12 protein-coding genes, 1 pseudogene and 1 riboswitch are annotated in these 17805 nt (G+C 48.0%); all 13 genes and pseudogenes read left to right on the top strand.

The window, feature by feature from the left end:
• A complete protein-coding gene (locus tag CFX1CAM_RS06085) occupies positions 1 to 2664 on the top strand; it encodes a C25 family cysteine peptidase (protein ID WP_087862167.1) in 2664 nt (887 codons plus the stop codon).
• Between the two features lie 251 nt (positions 2665 to 2915).
• Positions 2916 to 4382 carry a methylenetetrahydrofolate reductase C-terminal domain-containing protein gene (locus CFX1CAM_RS06080; protein ID WP_087862166.1) on the top strand — a complete coding sequence of 489 codons (1467 nt, stop codon included), beginning with the start codon at positions 2916 to 2918 and terminating at the stop codon, positions 4380 to 4382.
• A gap of 133 nt (positions 4383 to 4515) precedes the next feature.
• Positions 4516 to 4654, top strand: a riboswitch (cobalamin riboswitch).
• Positions 4655 to 4790: 136 nt separating this feature from the next.
• Complete coding sequence (locus tag CFX1CAM_RS06075) at positions 4791 to 7223, top strand: prenyltransferase/squalene oxidase repeat-containing protein (protein ID WP_087862165.1); 2433 nt, start codon at positions 4791 to 4793, stop codon at positions 7221 to 7223.
• On the top strand, positions 7220 to 8029 hold the full coding sequence (locus CFX1CAM_RS06070; RefSeq protein ID WP_087862164.1) for an ECF transporter S component: 810 nt from the start codon (positions 7220 to 7222) through the stop codon (positions 8027 to 8029). The genes CFX1CAM_RS06075 and CFX1CAM_RS06070 overlap by 4 nt, the downstream gene beginning before the upstream one ends.
• Positions 8026 to 9042, top strand: coding sequence for an energy-coupling factor transporter transmembrane component T (locus CFX1CAM_RS06065; RefSeq protein ID WP_087862163.1), 1017 nt, complete (start codon positions 8026 to 8028; stop codon positions 9040 to 9042). The genes CFX1CAM_RS06070 and CFX1CAM_RS06065 overlap by 4 nt, the downstream gene beginning before the upstream one ends.
• Positions 9035 to 10639 (top strand): ABC transporter ATP-binding protein, encoded by a 1605-nt coding sequence (locus CFX1CAM_RS06060; protein ID WP_087862162.1) that lies wholly within the window; start codon positions 9035 to 9037, stop codon positions 10637 to 10639. Before CFX1CAM_RS06065 ends, CFX1CAM_RS06060 begins: the two co-directional genes overlap by 8 nt.
• Before the next feature lie 244 nt (positions 10640 to 10883).
• Positions 10884 to 12770: an aldehyde ferredoxin oxidoreductase family protein gene (locus CFX1CAM_RS06055; protein ID WP_087862161.1), complete on the top strand. Its 1887-nt coding sequence runs from the start codon at positions 10884 to 10886 to the stop codon at positions 12768 to 12770.
• A gap of 14 nt (positions 12771 to 12784) precedes the next feature.
• Entirely contained in the window at positions 12785 to 13297 is a 513-nt protein-coding gene (locus tag CFX1CAM_RS06050) for a 4Fe-4S dicluster domain-containing protein (protein WP_087862160.1), read from the top strand.
• Positions 13294 to 15291: pseudogene (locus tag CFX1CAM_RS11745) on the top strand (FAD-dependent oxidoreductase); the annotation flags it as partial. The gene CFX1CAM_RS06050 and the pseudogene CFX1CAM_RS11745, both read left to right, overlap by 4 nt.
• Positions 15271 to 15825 carry a hydrogenase iron-sulfur subunit gene (locus CFX1CAM_RS11740; protein WP_157891881.1) on the top strand — a complete coding sequence of 185 codons (555 nt, stop codon included), beginning with the start codon at positions 15271 to 15273 and terminating at the stop codon, positions 15823 to 15825. The pseudogene CFX1CAM_RS11745 and the gene CFX1CAM_RS11740, both read left to right, overlap by 21 nt.
• A complete protein-coding gene (locus CFX1CAM_RS06040; protein WP_087862158.1) occupies positions 15822 to 16415 on the top strand; it encodes a 4Fe-4S dicluster domain-containing protein in 594 nt (197 codons plus the stop codon). The genes CFX1CAM_RS11740 and CFX1CAM_RS06040 overlap by 4 nt, the downstream gene beginning before the upstream one ends.
• Complete coding sequence (locus CFX1CAM_RS06035) at positions 16415 to 16855, top strand: hydrogenase iron-sulfur subunit (RefSeq protein ID WP_162287660.1); 441 nt, start codon at positions 16415 to 16417, stop codon at positions 16853 to 16855. Before CFX1CAM_RS06040 ends, CFX1CAM_RS06035 begins: the two co-directional genes overlap by 1 nt.
• Positions 16848 to 17801 carry a 4Fe-4S dicluster domain-containing protein gene (locus CFX1CAM_RS06030; protein ID WP_087862156.1) on the top strand — a complete coding sequence of 318 codons (954 nt, stop codon included), beginning with the start codon at positions 16848 to 16850 and terminating at the stop codon, positions 17799 to 17801. The genes CFX1CAM_RS06035 and CFX1CAM_RS06030 overlap by 8 nt, the downstream gene beginning before the upstream one ends.
• The last annotated feature ends 4 nt before the right edge of the window (positions 17802 to 17805 follow it).

Raw genomic sequence — 17805 nt, 5'->3', positions numbered from 1 at the left:
ATGTCATCAATAACTCAATCTGAAAAAAGCTTAAATTCCATGGACCGTTATCGATTTTTAATGGTCCTTAATGCAGGAAATATTTGTCAAGAATACCAGTTTGTCAAAGAAGTTGCAATGCTCTGGTTGGCAAATTATCCGGGTGATCTCTTTGTTAAATATCACCAGGCATTATCCTATGCGAAACTTGATCTGCAAAACCAGGCATTTGACCAGCTTGAGCAGATCGTAACCTGGGATCCGACATTCCTGGAAGCAGTGCGTGATTTGCAGCGTCTTTCGCCGACTAAATCCCAACAAAAGCTTTATGCTGACCTGGTGTGTTATCTGGAGGAAAAAGCAGCGCCTGACAACAAAGCAGAGAAATGGCTTGCACCCCTGTGGAGTGCCAGGATAGCCTTCTCTCAGGGCGAGTTTGATCTGGCGCTGGTTCACATTCACGAGGCAATGGTGCACAATCCACCTACTGCGTTGCCAGCGATTTTGCATCTAAAAACAGCACGTGAATTGGGCAATCAGGATATGCTCAGCAACCTTTCTGAGATTTACCATCAACAATGGCCTAATTGCCTGCACATCAACGTGATTCGAGCCCTGGTTGAAATGGATCTGGGGTTAGAAGCGACTGCGGTTGAACGTTTGCATTGGGTTGCAGCCCACGATACTGCAGGTCAGGTCATTGAGCAGTTGATGGGTGTGGACCACCCATTTAAAGATCTTTGGCCAGATCGGTTTGAGATTTGTTTTGATCTGCCGATTCCCGCCTCTGTCTCGGCTTATTTGGGCTGGAATCGCCTGAATGCTGGACAGGTAAAAAAGCCAACCTTTGCCAAAAACTTTGTATCACAACCTCGATCACCTCAAGTCAGCAGTTCTGATGTCACACAGAAAATTCAGACCGCATTTGCTCCGCCGCCAGTGATTAAGTCGGTGCAGGCGGTCATCCCTGAAGATGTTCCGCTTCGATCAACGCCTGAGAAATGGGCATCAGAAGAAGACCTGGAAGAAATCCGGGGTGCTTTTTCAAAAATTGCCAAGCGGCTTAAGAAACCCGAGCTTGAACGGGCGGACAATCGCTTTCCCGTATACGTTGTGATGACCTCGAAGGGACAGCTTGAAAAATTCTATGGCCCGAATACGGCAATGGTTATCGACGGTTTGTTGAACGAGCTGGTCAGCCTGATCCAGAATTTGCCGGATTGGGGAGCATCATTGTTTTACCCGGATGATCCAGAGCAGCTTGCACCCATGGGGATTAAACCTGTGATCGGCAATGATCCCTGGCAAATCAAGCTGGCATTGGCTGATCTCGACCAGGCACTGGCAAAACGTGGCGAGATGATCGGCGCATTGCTCATCGTGGGAGGTCCCGAAATTGTTCCTTTTCACAACCTACCCAACCCAACTTTTGACGATGACATGGATGTGCCCTCAGACAATCCCTACGCCTGTATCGATGAAAATTACTTCGTCGCACAATGGCCTGTCGGTCGTTTGCCCGGTGAAGCCGGTCCAGATGCTGGCTTACTTTTAGAACAAATTAGGAATTTGACCCATCAATATCAGAAGCGCAGCAAGAATAGCAAAACACTGATGCTAAACATTACCACCTTCATAAACTGGTTCCTGCAAATATTCAACAACCTGGGGAGCAGCTTGAATCAAAATAAATCTCAACTTGGTTATTCTGCTGAAATCTGGCACAGAGCTTCGACCGAAGTCTACAAAACTATTGGCGATTCTAAGAACTTGCAACTGTCGCCCCCGAACCATGCCAATAGTATTCATCTGAACGGTGACCACGGGCTCAAATTGGGTTATTTCAATCTGCATGGAATCAAGGACGGCCCTGACTGGTATGGGCAGAAAGACTTTTCATCATTTTCGAATGGCCCCGATTACCCGGTTGCTTTAACCCCAACCATGTTTGATGAAAACAATTCTGCGCCAAAATTAGTTTTAACCGAAGCCTGTTATGGTGCGCATATCATTGACAAGCAATGTGAGGAGGCGATTTCTTTGAAGTGTCTGGATACGGGCACACAAACCTTTGTCGGATCAACCTGTATTTCTTATGGCTCCGTGACACCCCCATTGATTGCTGCAGATTTGTTAGCCAATACATTCTGGAAGAAAATCGCTGAAGGCTTGCCCGCAGGGTATGCATTAATGCAAGCCAAGTTGCTACTGGCTGAGGAAATGATCAGACTCCAGGGATTTCTCGATGGCGAGGACCAAAAGACCTTGCTTTCCTTTGTCCTCTATGGAGATCCCCTTGCTCAACACGATGGCTTGCAGACCATGCCTAAAGCGCTGTTCCGGTTCAAATCCTATCCTGCGTTAAAGACGATCAGCGACTATGATATGCTCTCTTCCAGTGATGAAAAGGATATGCCCAAACAGGTTAATAAACAGGTAAAGAAAGTGGTAGAGAAGTACCTTCCGGGTTTGGAAAACGCCCAAATGAGCTATAAAAAATCGAAGGGGTTTGCTGGTTCAAAAATTGGTTCCGAAACAAATACAGACCAATCAGGCGCGCCTGAACGCTATGTGGTGACACTGAAAAAATCCTTTGAAGAAAACCAGCACACCGCACACCATCATTTTGCTCGTATGACTTTTGATAAGAAAGGCAAACTGGTGAAATTCACCACCTCACGGTAAAGATTTGTGGCTTTTTCTCTCAAACACCTCCCATCTTATCTCTATAGCCACAATTTAAAAAGCTACCTCAGGGATCCCTGTGGTAGCTTTTTGATTTGATTTTTAATCAGGTAAAGTCAATTGGCATATGATTTACGATCACTGAACCGAGACGCATCATAAAAATATGAAATAGGATCAACGCTCTCTATACACGATCACTGTGGTGAATCCCAGCAAAAAAAAACCTACTCACAATTCACGACTTGCTTATGGCAAACCCAAAGTATGGTAATATTTTTACCATTATGCCTATTCTCACACCTTCTCGCCGCTGGCAACCACCCTTTTACCCGTTCAAAAAGCGCAGCTTTTCTGAGCGTTTAGAGGAAGCCCTTGAAAGAAGTTTCAAGGGGTTGATATGGGGTTGCCGTATGTGTGGCAACTGCCTGCTGCAAGAAACCGCTTTCATCTGCCCCATGGCATGCCCTAAAGGCTACCGCAATGGTCCCTGCGGCGGTTCCACCCCTGAAAGTTGCTGCGTTGATGAATCCCGCCCCTGTATCTGGCATGCCATCTACGTACGCGCTGAAAAAATGAACCGGCTGGAAAAACTCCTTGAGGTTTTTCCACCACTTGATTGGGATAAGGCAGGCACCAGCGCATTGAGAGATGTATATAACAAAATCAACTCACATGGAAAGTTAAGGACGATTTCAACAATCTTTCGTTCTTCAACCACGGAGAGGAAGAGCAAATGGGAGCGTTTTTTCAAAGACATCCGCCAACCCGCCTGGTGGGATGGCGATGCCTACCCACATCCACCTAAGCCGCACGAGCCCGTATCAAGCCTGGAGAAGTTGCTCTCGGAGGGCAAATTTGTCCTGACCTGCGAAATCGTACCGCCGGCTGAGGACAATTTTCCTGTCCTGGATGCCAAGTTAGCAGAGCTCTCAGGATTGGTCGACGCGGTTAATATCACTGACAATGCCTCAGCCATTCCGCGCCTCTCTGCCTTTGCATGTGCACAACAAGCTTTAACCTCAGGTATCGAACCGGTGCTGCAGATGACAACCCGCGATCGCAACCGGCTCAGTTTACAGGCGAGCCTGATCGGAGCCTCAGCCGCTGGAATTCGCAACCTGTTGCTGGTCACCGGCGATCATCCCATCAAGGCTATTGCGCCATTCAGCCATATGGACGCCTGGGACTTGGACAGCATCCAGGCAGTGTGGATCGCCCGCAAGCTGCGCGATGAAGGAGTGTTCCTCGATGGACGCACTATGGATCATCCACCATCGTATTTTCTCGGCTCAGCTGCGGCACCTTTTGCGTCCGAGCCGCGGTTTCAAGCACTTCGAGCGGAGAAAAAAATCAACGCGGGGACACAATTCATCCAGACCAACCTCATCTTTGACCTGCCTCGTTTTGAAGCTTACCTGGAGGAGTTAGAGAAGAGAAACCTGCTCAGCCGGGTGCATCTAATTGCCGGAGTCGCGCCCATTAAAAGCCTGGCAGCAGCCAAATATCTGCGGCAACTCCCCGGTGTGGTTATCCCGGACGATATTATGCAGCGCCTGGCTGACGCCAAAAACACATCAACTGAGGCATTGAAAATCTGCCTGGAACTGATCGAGAAATTACGCGCCCTTCCGGGTATTCGAGGCCTACACTTTATGGCTGTACCCAATACCGACCATCTCAAAAAGGTACTGATTGAGAGCGGGCTAAGAGAATGAATATAATAAAAGCGATCTAGTTTTGTCCAACAAACATGACCTTTCCTGGTTTACCTCTCCTTTAACAATCAATATTTAAATTTTCTACCATAATCGCTTGACAGCATACTGGAAAAGCAATAAAATGCCTTCATAATACAATTTCATAAAGGGTACACCTCACGCCCGGATGCAAGGTGTAAAAAAGGGGAAGCTGGTGAAAGTCCAGCGCTGTCCCGCAACGGTAACACGATTGGTGGAGCCCGACAACCTGCCCTTTATGTCCCAAACAACTTCGTGGAAAGGCAAGTTGGGAACCGGCATCAAAGCTTTTTCAGCCGATCTCAACAGGCCGCCCAGCAGGGCGGTTTGTGGTTAACGACCTTTTCACAAAAAAGGTCGTTTGTTATTATGTTAAGGAGAAAAAATATGGAAACCCCGTTACGAAAAGCCCAATTTTTTATCGTTTTTTTGACATTGCTTTCTCTTGCATTTGCGCCGTTATTGCACAACACAAGAGCGCAATCGGTGAGCTCAGAGGTGGACGTTCACACAGCCATCCTTCAAGCAGTTGAGTATCTAAAAACACAGCAAAATGACGACGGCGGCATTCGCTGGATCGATGAATCATCCAGCGTGGCGGTTTCGGTTCGGGTCGTGCTGGCTCTGGCGGCATCCCGGTTGCCCCAGGAAGTGCTGACCAGCTCGCAAGGATTGACCCCGGTCGATTATCTGGCAAACCAGGGCTATGATTGGATTTTTCAAAGCGAAAATGGCGAGTCGGAGCTCAACCTTGCCCGGGCTGGGCAGTTACTCACCGCGGTTGCAGCAGCCAACCAGGATCCGTATGCTTTTGGTTCTGAGAGGATCAACCTGCCCTATTTAATTAACGATCAATATGACCCAAACTCCGGAGTTTTTGGCAAGGCTACCCCCAACAATGTCACTGACCAGGTATGGGCAATCCTTGGCTTGGCTTCTGCTTACGCATCCGTTCCACAAGATTCAGTTACCTGGCTTTCACAAGCCCAACAGGCTGATGGCAGCTGGGACGACGGCTTTGGCAGCACGCTGGACATGACCCCGCTGGCGGTCATGGCGTTGTTGTCATCAGATTATCTACACGAAAACGACCCTGAAATTTTGCTTGCCCTGGACTTCATTGGTGAAAACCAGCAATCCAATGGCGGATGGCAAACCGAATGGGATTCCACCACCAGCGCCAATGTAACAGGTATGATCTTGCAGAGCCTTTATGCAGCAGGACATCAACTGACTGATCCTTTGTGGACTAAAGAAGATGGATCACCTTTAGACGCCTTGCTGCACATTCAGCAAGAGAATGGGGCGTTTGGGGCTGATTACATCAACGCGTACGGAACTGCAGATGGGATTCTGGGACTTTCGGATCAGCCGCTTTATGATCTTGGCCATGTGCGCAGAGTCGGTCGAGCCTTTGCGTTTGTTTTTGATGCTCAGGACGATGACGGGGGTTGGGGATCAACCGGGCAAACACTGGATGTGATCATCGCCGCCCAAGCTGCCGGATGGGACCCGCAGACCATCGCGATCAACGACCGGTCGCCACTAACTTTCCTCGCAAACAATTTGGAAGCATACATCGCGAGCGGTCCGGATGCCATCGGCAAATCAATCATTGGCCTTGTTGCTCCTGGCCAGGACCCGACTAATTTTAACGGACTCAACCTGGTCCAAGCACTGATCGAGAGCTACAATCCGGACACCGCTGCATTTGGTGATCCTGAAAATACCTGGCATCAGGCGCTGAGCTTACTGGGTTTGAAAGCCGCCAATGTTGAAATCCCTGAAGGAGCCCTGCAAACCTTGCTCGACCTGCAAAGAGAAGATGGCGGCTGGGAATACGCAACGGGGTTTGGCACCTGGGCGGACAGCACAGCCTTAGCGCTGCAAGCCTTGCTCGCATCCGGACTTTCATCAGGCGATGATGCAATCCAAAATGGCTTCAATTATCTGCGTGGTCAACAGCTTGAAAGCGGCGGTTGGGGCGATGCCAGCACAACCAGTTTTGTAATCATGGCTTTAAATGCCTCAGATCTCCACCCCGATGAATGGCGCACACAATCAAACGGCACCCCCATCCCGGATCTGTTTACCTATCAAAAACCATCCGGCGCGTTCATGTTTTCTGAAGACTTCGTCGATGATAATTTGATGGCAACGACTGCAGCCCTTCTGGCGCTCATCGGGGGTCATTATTACATCCAACACACATTTGAGGTGCCCACTAATTCAGTTGGTCTGGTGATTCAGGATGAACAGGATACAATCACAACCGCCTGTGTCAATATTGAAGGAAAATCCATCTCCGGTTTGGCTTTACTGAAGAATTCTGGCATTCCTTACGAAGATCAGGACGGATTCATAAACAGCATCATGAACCGCTCAAACCCTCAAGACGGCACCCTCTATTGGTCTTACTGGCATTGGGATGGCCGCGAATGGATCTTTCACACCTCTGGCGCTGGTGATATTGATGTTCTACCAGGGAATTTGGAAGCCTGGTATCTCGTCAGTTGGGAGCGCTTCCCGTCACCTCCGCCCGAATACACCCCTCATATCCAAGTCATCTGTGGAGAAAACCAGTTAAAAAATTACGCTGCACAGCCATATCTCCATTATTACGACCTTAATAAAACTGCAGCAAATGTAAACCAGGCGCAAAAATTTTCAGTGAAACCCTATTCACAGGATATCGAGAGCACAACGACAGATCCGCAATCAGAAACCAAACCCTTATCGACCACACCACTCATTATCATCGGAGTGCTGGGTGTCCTGGTTATTGCGCTTGTTGTTTGGTTGTTATTCAGGAAAAAATGAACAAAACTCGTTTGCTAAGGCTGGCTACCGACCTGATTGTCATCTTCCTGGGCTTGTTTAGCCTGGCATCGCCTTTTTTCTTCACCCAGGCAAGGGATATTGACAATCAGGCAGCTTCTTTCCCGATCATGGTCAGCCTGATCATTCTATTATGCTTGATGATTGTCATTTTTGAAGCCCAAACTTCTCTGCTGGATAGCAAAATGATTGCGTTTCTGGCGGTACTGACGGCTATCAATGCTGGTTTGCGGTTTTTAGAGAATGCCATTCCGGGACCGGGCGGTTTCAGCCCTACTTTCTTCTTGATTATCCTCTCGGGCTATTATTTTGGCAGCCGGATCGGATTTCTGGTCGGCGCGATGACCTTGCTGGTTTCAGCAATCATTACTGGCGGCATCGGACCCTGGCTACCGGGCCAGATGATCACAGCCGGCTGGGTTGGCCAGAGTGCAATTCTTGTGACATTTTTGGTCAATAAATTCGCCTGGCGCGGGAAGCCAGTTGAGATTATCCTGTTAAGCGGATTCGGTGGTTTGTGGGGCATATTGTATGGGGCAATCATGAACCTGTGGTTCTGGCCTTTTTTAGGCGCAGGCGCTGGGCAGACTTTTTCTCACAATGCTGGTGCGCTGGAAAACCTCCAGCGATACGTTGCGTATTACCTGGCGACTTCTCTGGTGTGGGATATCATGCGCGCGGTGGGAAATATTTTAATTATCTCCATAATGACAGCGTCTGTGTTGAAGGTTTTTCAACGTTTCAAGCAGCGTTTTTCGTTCCAAATCCAGGGAGAGCCTGAACAATGATTCATTCCATCGTTTGGATGATATGGCTGCTGGTCGTTATGGTTTTCATCCTTTCAACCCGCAATCCAGTTTATCTTAGTTTGATTCTGGTGGGTTTGCTGTTTTTTGGGCAGAGCTTAGCTCGGGAAAAGAAAATTAAAAACTGGGTTCTGGCAAATCTGCGGTTTTTATTAGCAATGATCCTCCTATCCACACTGATCAATGGGATTTTCTCGCATGTGGGGCAGACAATCTTATTCACTATTCCACAGAAATGGCCGCTGATTGGCGGCAACTTCACGCTTGACAGCCTGGTTTATGGAGCGATCAATGGGCTGGTCATCGGTGCGCTATACATTTTGTTTAATGTCATCAACCTGGCATTGAGCATCAAACAGCTCACCTGGCTAATTCCGCGAGCTTTCCACCCGATTGCCATGATGGTCACCATTTCTCTGACCTTTTTTCCATCCATCCAAAAACGCGCACGAGAGATTAAAGAAGCCCAAATGATCCGCGGTAACCCAATGAAAAAGATCGTCGATTGGCTGCCGATCTTTATTCCCTTGCTGGTGACCAGTTTAGAAAACGCTTTCCTGCTTGCGGAATCAATGACCACTCGAGGGTTTCATCAACCAATCGATCTCAAAGCTCCGGGCAATCTGGTCAGCTTGATCCTGGGCGCCTTCTTCGTCTTTTCGGGTTGGATTTTGCAACTATTCAATTATCCTCGCTATCTGTCAGCCCCATTATTTGTGATTGGTTTCGGGCTTATCCTGCTGACATTGATGACCGTTGGTAAACATTCTAAGATCACGCGCTATCACCTCGAAGAATGGAAACCGATGGATATCATGATTACCATCGTCATTGTGCTTTATTTAGTCCTTTTTATTTATCTTAGGTGGGCAGACGGTATGCCCTCACTGAATTACTCACCTTACCCCTATTTGAGCATTCCTACGCTCCAAACGATCGGCTTACTTTTCTGCATTTTACCTTTTGTACCGATGATCATAAAACGACATGATTAAGTTTACTGATTTAACTTTCCGATACTCGCTTCGTTCACAAGCTGTGTTCGAAGACGTGAACTTTGAAATTATCCCTGGCACGTTAACCCTGGTGACTGGCGCTTCAGGAAGTGGGAAATCCACTCTGCTGAGATGTATTAACGGCCTCGTCCCCCATTTCTCTGGAGGCATTATCGCTGGGAAAATCCAGGTGTTTGGGTCCGACCCGATTGCCGAAGGGGTTGAGGTGATGGCACACAAAGTCGGTTTTGTGTTTCAGGAACCCGAATCTCAGTTCGTATTTGATGTCATTGAAGATGAAATTGCATTTTCGTTAGAGAATGCGGGGGTGCCCAGGCAAGAAATGGAACGCCGCATCCAGGAAGTACTCCAAATGGTGCGATTATCCCCTTTGCGCAAGAAAAACCTTTCAGAAATTTCTGGGGGCGAACAGCAGAAAGTTGCCATCGCCAGCGCATTGGTGACGCAACCCTTGGTCCTTATTTTGGATGAGCCCACCTCTCAGTTGGACCCTATTTCGGCAGATGAGGTGTTGAAATTCGTTATCGAACTAAAAAACCATCTTAATCTGACCGTATTGATTTCTGAACACCGTCTGGAACGCTTGTTGCCATACACAGACATGATCCTTAATCTGAATGCTGAACGGAGAGCGATTATTGGCAAACCCCAGGAAATATTGCCGCTCATGGATCAGGTGCCGCCAATCGTCGAAATCGCTCAACGCCTGAAATTTTCGCCCCTACCCTTAACCCCGGCGACCTTCCCACAAGTTAGACTTGCCCACAAACCTATAAATCAAATTGAAAAGCATTGCAAACCACAGGATTCACAACCTGCATGCCTGGAAATCGATGGCTTGTCCGCCCGTTTGAATGATCAATTGATTTTAAATGATGTCAGTTTCAATTTACATCGAGGCGAAATCCTTGTTTTGATGGGCCCCAATGGTGCGGGAAAAACAACGCTTTTACGATCTGTGCTGAAAATGATCCCGCATTCAGGAAAGGTAACGCTGATGGGCGCCGACACCGACAACCTTCAATTTGCTGAAATTATTCAAGAGATTGCCTACCTGCCCCAAAACCCTAATGATCTACTCTTTGCAGAATCGGTGATAGACGAGTTAAAAATTACCTTGAAAAACCATGGCAAGGATGCAGAAGGGTTGGATTTTTATGTTTTTCTAAAATCCTTTGACCTTGGTCATCTTGGCGACCAGTACCCGCGCGACCTTTCCGTTGGTGAACGACAACGAACTGCTTTAGCAGCGGTGACTGTTCACGACCCCAGGATTATTTTCCTTGATGAGCCCACTCGCGGGATGGATTATGATGCAAAAAAACGCTTGAACTTTCTGTTTCATCACTGGCGTCAGCTTGGCAAAGCCATATTACTGGTTACCCATGATGTTGAGTTTGCAGCCCGGCTGGCAGATCGTGTTGTAATCCTTGAAAATGGCAACCTTATGTTTTGTGGTGCTCCAAGAACTGCCTTTACTGAATTCCCTGCTTACCAAACCCAAACCGCCCGAGTGTTCACAGACACAGGATGGATCACTCCGGATGACATACCCCCTGACCTCGATCTCCAGTGAACAGGATCTGTTTTATGGTAAAATAACCCCTGTGTAAACCGGGTTTGTTACCAAAACGGTTATTGATTATACTCACCTGGATTTATTACATCTTGCACTATGGAGATAAACCATCCATGAGTATAAATAAAATGTTTTATTGTTTATTTTTGCGAATTAACAGTTGAAGCAACATAGAATGCATCGAGCGGACATCAGCATTGAATAACCATCCATAGAATCATTATTTTAGGAGAATAGTCATATGTATGGATATAGTGGAAAGATATTGCACATTGACCTTAATGAACGTAAATTTTGGGCTGAAGAAAAACCAGAAGAATGGTACAAAATTTACATCGGCGGTGTTTCTATGGCATCCCGCTTATGCTGGGAAAACATCGAAGTAGGTTGTGATCCTTATGGACCCGGTAATCCAATTTGCATTGCCAATGGAGTTTTCGCAGGAACGCCTGTCCCCGTAGGAGGTAAATATGCCATCGCGTCAAAATCTCCGTTAACGGGATTCATTGGCGACAGCCTTTCAGGAAGCTGGTTCTCGATTGTCTTAAAACGGGCTCAGTGGGATGGAATAGTTATTCATGGTCAAAGTCCAAACTGGATCTACATCATGGTCGACGACGATCGGGTGGAATTTTTTCCTGCTGATAAACTTATGGGTTTAGGGACCTATGAAACTGAAGAAAAGATCCGTGATATCTACGGTGACGATCAACTGCGTGCGGCGACAATCGGCGTTGCCGGTGAAAAAATGGTTCGCTTTGCCAATGTGACCAATGATGGGCGACAAGCTGGAAGAACCGGTCATGGCGCCGTGTGGGGCAGCAAAAAACTTAAGGCAGTAGCTGTGCGCGGCACCCACGGTATCACAGTCGCTGATCCAGATACATTGCTTAAAATGTCCTTCGATATCACTGAATCAGCCCAGGGTCCCTATACTGAGAAATATCGTCTCTACGGCACATCCACCAACATGCTCAACATGAATAAGCTCGGATTGTTGCCTACGCGCAATTACCAGGAGGGCGTTTTCGAGTTTGCTCACCTGGTCAGCGGCGAATACCTTGATGAACACCATAAAGTCAAGGTAATTGGCTGTACACAGTGCCCCATTGGCTGCGAGCAAATGTCAATTGTTAAAAGAGGCCCTTTTACGGGAGCGATGACAGGTGTTGAATACGAATGCCTCCAGGCTGTCAGCTCGAATTTAGGAATTGGTGATATGACAGCAGCGATCCAACTGGTTGATATTGCGGATCGCTGTGGGATGGATGCTATGTCCATGGGTGTTACGATTTCTTATGCGATGGAATGCTATGAGCGCGGAGTCCTGGTCAAAGAAGATTTCAAATGTGAAGAAGCACCTGAAGGCATCGAACTCAATTTTGGTAACGGTGAAGGTGCTGTCATCCTGGCAAAGATGATCAGGAATAGAGAAGGCATCGGAGATATTCTGGCTGAGGGAACCCGTCGAGCATCAAAACATTTAGACAATGAACGAGGAACCGATTCTTGGAAATGGGCGATGCAAGTAAAAGGATTGGAAACCCCGGGTTATGACGCTCGCGCCCTAAAAACCTTTGCGGTTGGTTTAGCAACGGGAACAAGAGGTCCCTGTCATAATCGAACCGCAGCCTACGACCCGGATATTCAGGGAGAAACAAATCGCTTCACGGTTGACGAAACTCGCGGAAAAGTCGCAGCAGGAACGGAAGAATATGCTGCTGTTTACGACACCCTCCCATTGTGCAAATTCATCAGGCGCTGTTTCACAGGCAAAGCCGATCGAGCAGGAGCCTGGCCAACAATCGCAAAATTAATCAATGCAACGACGGGCTGGAACTTCGATTATGACGAGGTCGATCTAATAGGCGTTCGGGCCATTACGATTAAAAAAGCGTTCAACATCCGTGAAGGTTGGACGCAGAAGGATGATGATTTGCCCTATCGCTGGAAAAACGAACCTATGACCATTGGGCCTTCCGCTGGTCATGTTGTTACGGAAGACGAACTCGCCTATCTTAAGAAGATTTATTACAATGCCAAGGGATGGACAGAAGAAGGATTAATCCCCAAAAAACTGCTGATCGACCTCGGCATGGAAGATGTCGCAGAAGAAATCGGTGTATAAGGAGAAAATGAATAATGGTAGCATCAACATCGAAGTACAAATATATCGTCTGTGATCCTGAACTATGTATTGGCTGTCAGTTGTGTGAATACATCTGTTCATATACTAAAAACGGTGAATTCAATTCTTATCGCAGCCGAATCCGAACAGTCAGGGTTGATGAGGTTTTGATTACAGCTGTTGCCTGCCGCACCTGCGAAAATGCGCCCTGTGTGATCGCCTGCCCACGCGATGCCCTTTCACAAGACGTGGACACAGGCATCATTCGGGTTGATCCGACCAAGTGCGATGGATGCGCATGGTGCATCGAAGCCTGTGAGTTCGGCGCCATCACAATTAATCCTCGAACGAAATTGGCTGAAATTTGCGATGGTTGTGAAAACGAGGAAGATGGGCCCCAGTGCGTCTTGATCTGCCCGAAGGATGCGCTTGAATACACCACGCCCGACCAACGAGCACAGCGCACCCGCCGTAAACTGGTTAAAACCAGCCTTGAATTTCCACAAAAAGCAAAGGATCCTCGATGAGTGATCTTCCTGACGAACAAAATAACAAAGAAGAAGAATTGCGGATTGGCGTCTATATCTGCCACTGCGGCAGCAACATCGCCGGGGTCATCCCTCCTGAAGAAGTTGTAAAATTCGCAGAGGGACTTCCCGATGTCGTGCACGCAACCGATACCCTGTATGCCTGCGCTGACTCAGGTCAACGGCTGATAAAAGAAGATATCGAAAAATACAAGCTTAACCGTGTGGTCGTTTCCGCATGCTCTGTCCGCATGCATGAGCCTACGTTTCGAGCGGCTGTTTCTGAAGCGGGTTTAAACCCCTTCTTAATGGAAATGGCTAACATTCGCGAACAATGCACCTGGGCTCATGGTCACGATCGAGAGGGGGCGCTGCAAAAATCGATGGATTTAACTGCCGCGGCAGTTGCCAAATCCCGCTTTTTGACACCGCTTGATATGATCGACGTACCGGTGACGCACAAAGCCATGGTGATTGGCGGCGGAGTAGCTGGAATCAGCGCTGCTTTAGACCTGGCAGAACAGGGAATCGAAACTATCCTGGTTGAGAAGGAACCGACCATTGGCGGGGTTATGGCCCAGCTTAATAAAACCTTCCCAACCATGGACTGTAGTATATGAATTCTCGCACCAAAAATGGTTGACGCGGCGCGTCAACCCCGAATTGATGTGAGAACTTCCACAGAAGTTGAGCAGGTGGAAGGTTTTGTCGGCAATTTTGTCGTTACGCTACGCGAAAAATCCAAATTTGTATTGGCCGACCGCTGTAATGGGTGCGGCGAATGCGTTAAAGTGTGCCCGATTGAGGTCCCAAATTATTTTGAAATGGACCTGGCGCCGAGAAAAGCAATCTATGTCCCAATGAGCCAATCCGTGCCATTGGTTTATTCAATTGACATGGATGCCTGCATTCATTGCTATAAATGCGTTGAAGCTTGCGGCGCATTGGAGGCTATTGATTTCACCCTTCAAGACAAAATCGTTAAGGAAGAAATCGGAGCCATTGTGGTTGCGACCGGCTTCTCTCATTTTGACCCAAGCGTCATGGAAGAATATGGCTACGGTCGCTTCCCCAATGTGATCACTTCGATGGAAATGGAACGGCTTAATAATTCCGCCGGTCCCACAGCTGGCAACCTTATCCGCCCCAGTGATCGAAAAAATCCACAAAGATTAGCTTTTATTAATTGTGTAGGCTCTCGAGACAAGCGCTATATCGAATCTTGCTCGAATTTCTGCTGCATGTATTCGATCAAGAACGCGGTCCTCTTGAAACAAGCAAATCCGGATGTTGATATTACCATCTACTATATCGACATTCGCACACCTTCCAAAGGGTACGAGGAGTTTTATGATCGTGCCCGTGAAATGGGCATCCATTTCATTCAGGGACGACCCAGTATGATCACCGAAGATGCAGAAACGCACAATCTCATCATCCACTCCGAGGATATCACCCTGGGCTGCGTGATTGAAAAAGAATACGACATGGTGATGCTGAACCAGGCCGCCATCCCACAGCCCGATCAGAACCACATGAGTTCTGTATTGAATGTGGCTCAAAGCCCCGGTGGTTGGTTCATGGAATATCACCCCAAGCTGCGACCGATGGACAGCCCAACCGACGGCATCTTTTTCGCTGGCGCCTGTCAGGGACCCAAGGATATCCCCAGCAGCGTGGCTCAGGGCTCTGCTGCTGCATCCCGTGCCAGCCGCATTCTCCTTTCAGAAAAATGGGAAATTGAACCAACGATTGCTGTAGTTTGGCCTGAACGCTGTTCTGCAACAACCAAGGGACGTGCATGTGGAATTTGTGCTAAGGTTTGCCCGTATGGCGCCATTAATATCTTCGATGTCAAGGACCCTGCTGAAGTGGTTATCGCCAAATGCCACGGCTGCGGTGCCTGTGTGGCAGAGTGTCCTGAAGATGCGATCACCCAACTGCACTATACAGACGCCCAGATTTTAGCGCAAATGCGAGCGGTGCTGGCGGATAAACCCGAAGAAAAGATCCTCGCATTTCGTTGCCAATGGTGTTCCTATGGCGGTGCAGATTTGGCGGGCACCAGCCATTTCGAATACACTGCCAATGAGCGCGGATTACGTGTCATGTGCTCAGCTCGCATGGACTCGGATTTCATCTACGAAGCTTACCGGTTAGGCGCAGGTGCGGTTCTGTATTCAGGCTGTCACCCACAGGACTGCCACTATATCACCGGTCAGTTGATTGGTGCTAAACGAGCTGATCGTTTGAAAAGAGCGTTTGAACGCATGGAGATGACCGATGGTCGTTTCCGAGTGGAGTGGATCAGCGCTGCTGAAGGCGATAAATACGCACGTGTTTTGAATGAAATGCAAGCGACATTGGACAGCATCCCTCCAGATGTTCTCCATGATGAAATTGAAAGGCTTAAGCCGGAAATGGAAAAACGATTGAAGAAATTCCCCGGTGTGCCTGGAGTGTCGGAATCCATGGACTACTCGGATACCCTTGTTGAAGCGATCCTAAAAGCAAAGGAGACCGAATGAACGATCCAACCACTTTTAAGTCCTTTGCGGAAGAAGTTAAAGCCATCCCGGGTGGTGAATTCGTTGAGCTGTGTTTTTCCTGCGGAACTTGCACCAGCCAGTGCATGATCCAGCAAAAAGTCGAACCGGATTACAATCCACGGCGCCTTTTGAAAATGGTGATGATGGAAATGCGCTCAGACGCCTATAACAGCCCAACAACCTGGCTTTGTTCCTCCTGCGATTTGTGTTACCCGGCATGTCCACAGAAAATCCACATTTCCGGAGTTATCACCGCAGTGAAAAAAATCGCTGTTGAACAAAACCAGACAACGGTAATCCAAACAGCCGTTGTCAATCAGCAAACATGTGTTGCCTGCGGTTTATGCGTGGAAGCTTGTCCCTATGACGCAATCATCCTGGAAAAAACCAGGGTCCCCTACCGCGGCGAAATACCGGTGGCCAAAGTGGACCCGGGGCTTTGCATGGCTTGTGGCGTGTGCTCTGCAATTTGCCGCTCGACATCGATTAAAATCCCTGACGATTTTTCCGATGAAAAATTGATCGATGCTTTATGGGGCTGGTTGGATCATCAGAAAGTGACACTCTAATGGAATACAAGCCAAAAATTGCCTTATTTCAATGTCTGTGGTGTTTATTTTCCGAAGCAGATCAGTATTGGGTTGACCACAATCTGCCTTCTTCAATTCATTTGGCGAAACTATCCTGCACCGGACGCATCAACCCGTTGTATATCTTAAATGCGATTCAGGGTGGTGTTGATGGAATTATGATCAGTGGGTGCTTGCCAGAAAAATGCCATTTCAAAGAGGGAAATTTGAGTGCGTTAAGGCAACATGATGCGTTTCTGAATTTGCTTGACTACATCGGCTTTGATCGTGAACGGGTGCGCTTTGTATGGTTAGACCTACAGGATCTCGGTCGGATTCAGCGAGAATTGGCTGATTTTGAAGTATTTTTAAAAGAACTTCAGCCCGAAAAACAATTAGCAACTCGAGTCAGCGCACTTTCCGGAGGTTCAAATGACTGAACTTAAAGCCAAATTACGCGCTGAGATTGAAAAACTGCTCAAAGAGCAAAGTGTCGATGTATTTATCGCCTTCAAGCACGCTGATTCTCCCCTACGCCCGCAACCATCATTTTTCAGACAGGGAGACTCGCTTGATGAGCTGGAATACAACGGTTTGTGTCAAAATAATCTGGCTAATTATCTCCCGAGATATCCTGCTGAAACCCGCATCGGCATGGTCGTCCGTGGCTGCGAAAGTCGTTCCGTTAACGCTTTACTGGTTGAAAAGCAGCACCTCCGTGAGAATTTGACCCTTATTGGCATCCCTTGCCAGGGCATTGTTGATTTGCGCAAGCTAATTGAACGCACTGGCGAAGAGATCACAGCTTATTCTGAAGATCAAGATGTAATCACAATCCATTACCAGGGGGCTGAACACACCTTTGCAAAAGAGGATGTGTTGCATGATTCATGTTTACGGTGTTTGCATCCCAACCCGGTCAACGTTGATATCCTCATCGGAGAACCTTTGCCCGAAGGCAACCCTAACCTTGTTCGAGAAAAAGTTGCTGCCTTCCAAGCGTTGTCTAGGGATGAACGCTACGACTGGTTTCGGCAAGAAGCGGAACGTTGTATTCGTTGTTATGCCTGCCGAGAAGCCTGCCCGATGTGCTATTGCACAGAGTGTTTTGTCGATCACAACCAGCCGCGTTGGACCGAAAGCTCAGTCTCTCCTGCCGGAACCCACGCATGGCATATTATTCGCGCGTTTCACCAGTCTGGTCGCTGCACAAGCTGTGGCGCTTGCGAAAGAGCATGTCCAATGGACATTAAGATGACATACCTGACGGACAAGCTCAATGAGGACATACTGGAAATCTATCAATTTGAAACCGGCATGGATGCAGAGACACAGCCGCCGTTTGCCGCTTTCAACATGGATGATAAAAAGCGCTTTGTGGCATGAGGAA

The organism is Brevefilum fermentans (assembly GCF_900184705.1).
Lineage (GTDB): Bacteria > Chloroflexota > Anaerolineae > Anaerolineales > Anaerolineaceae > Brevifilum > Brevifilum fermentans.
This window is presented reverse-complemented; position numbering and strand designations above follow the sequence as displayed.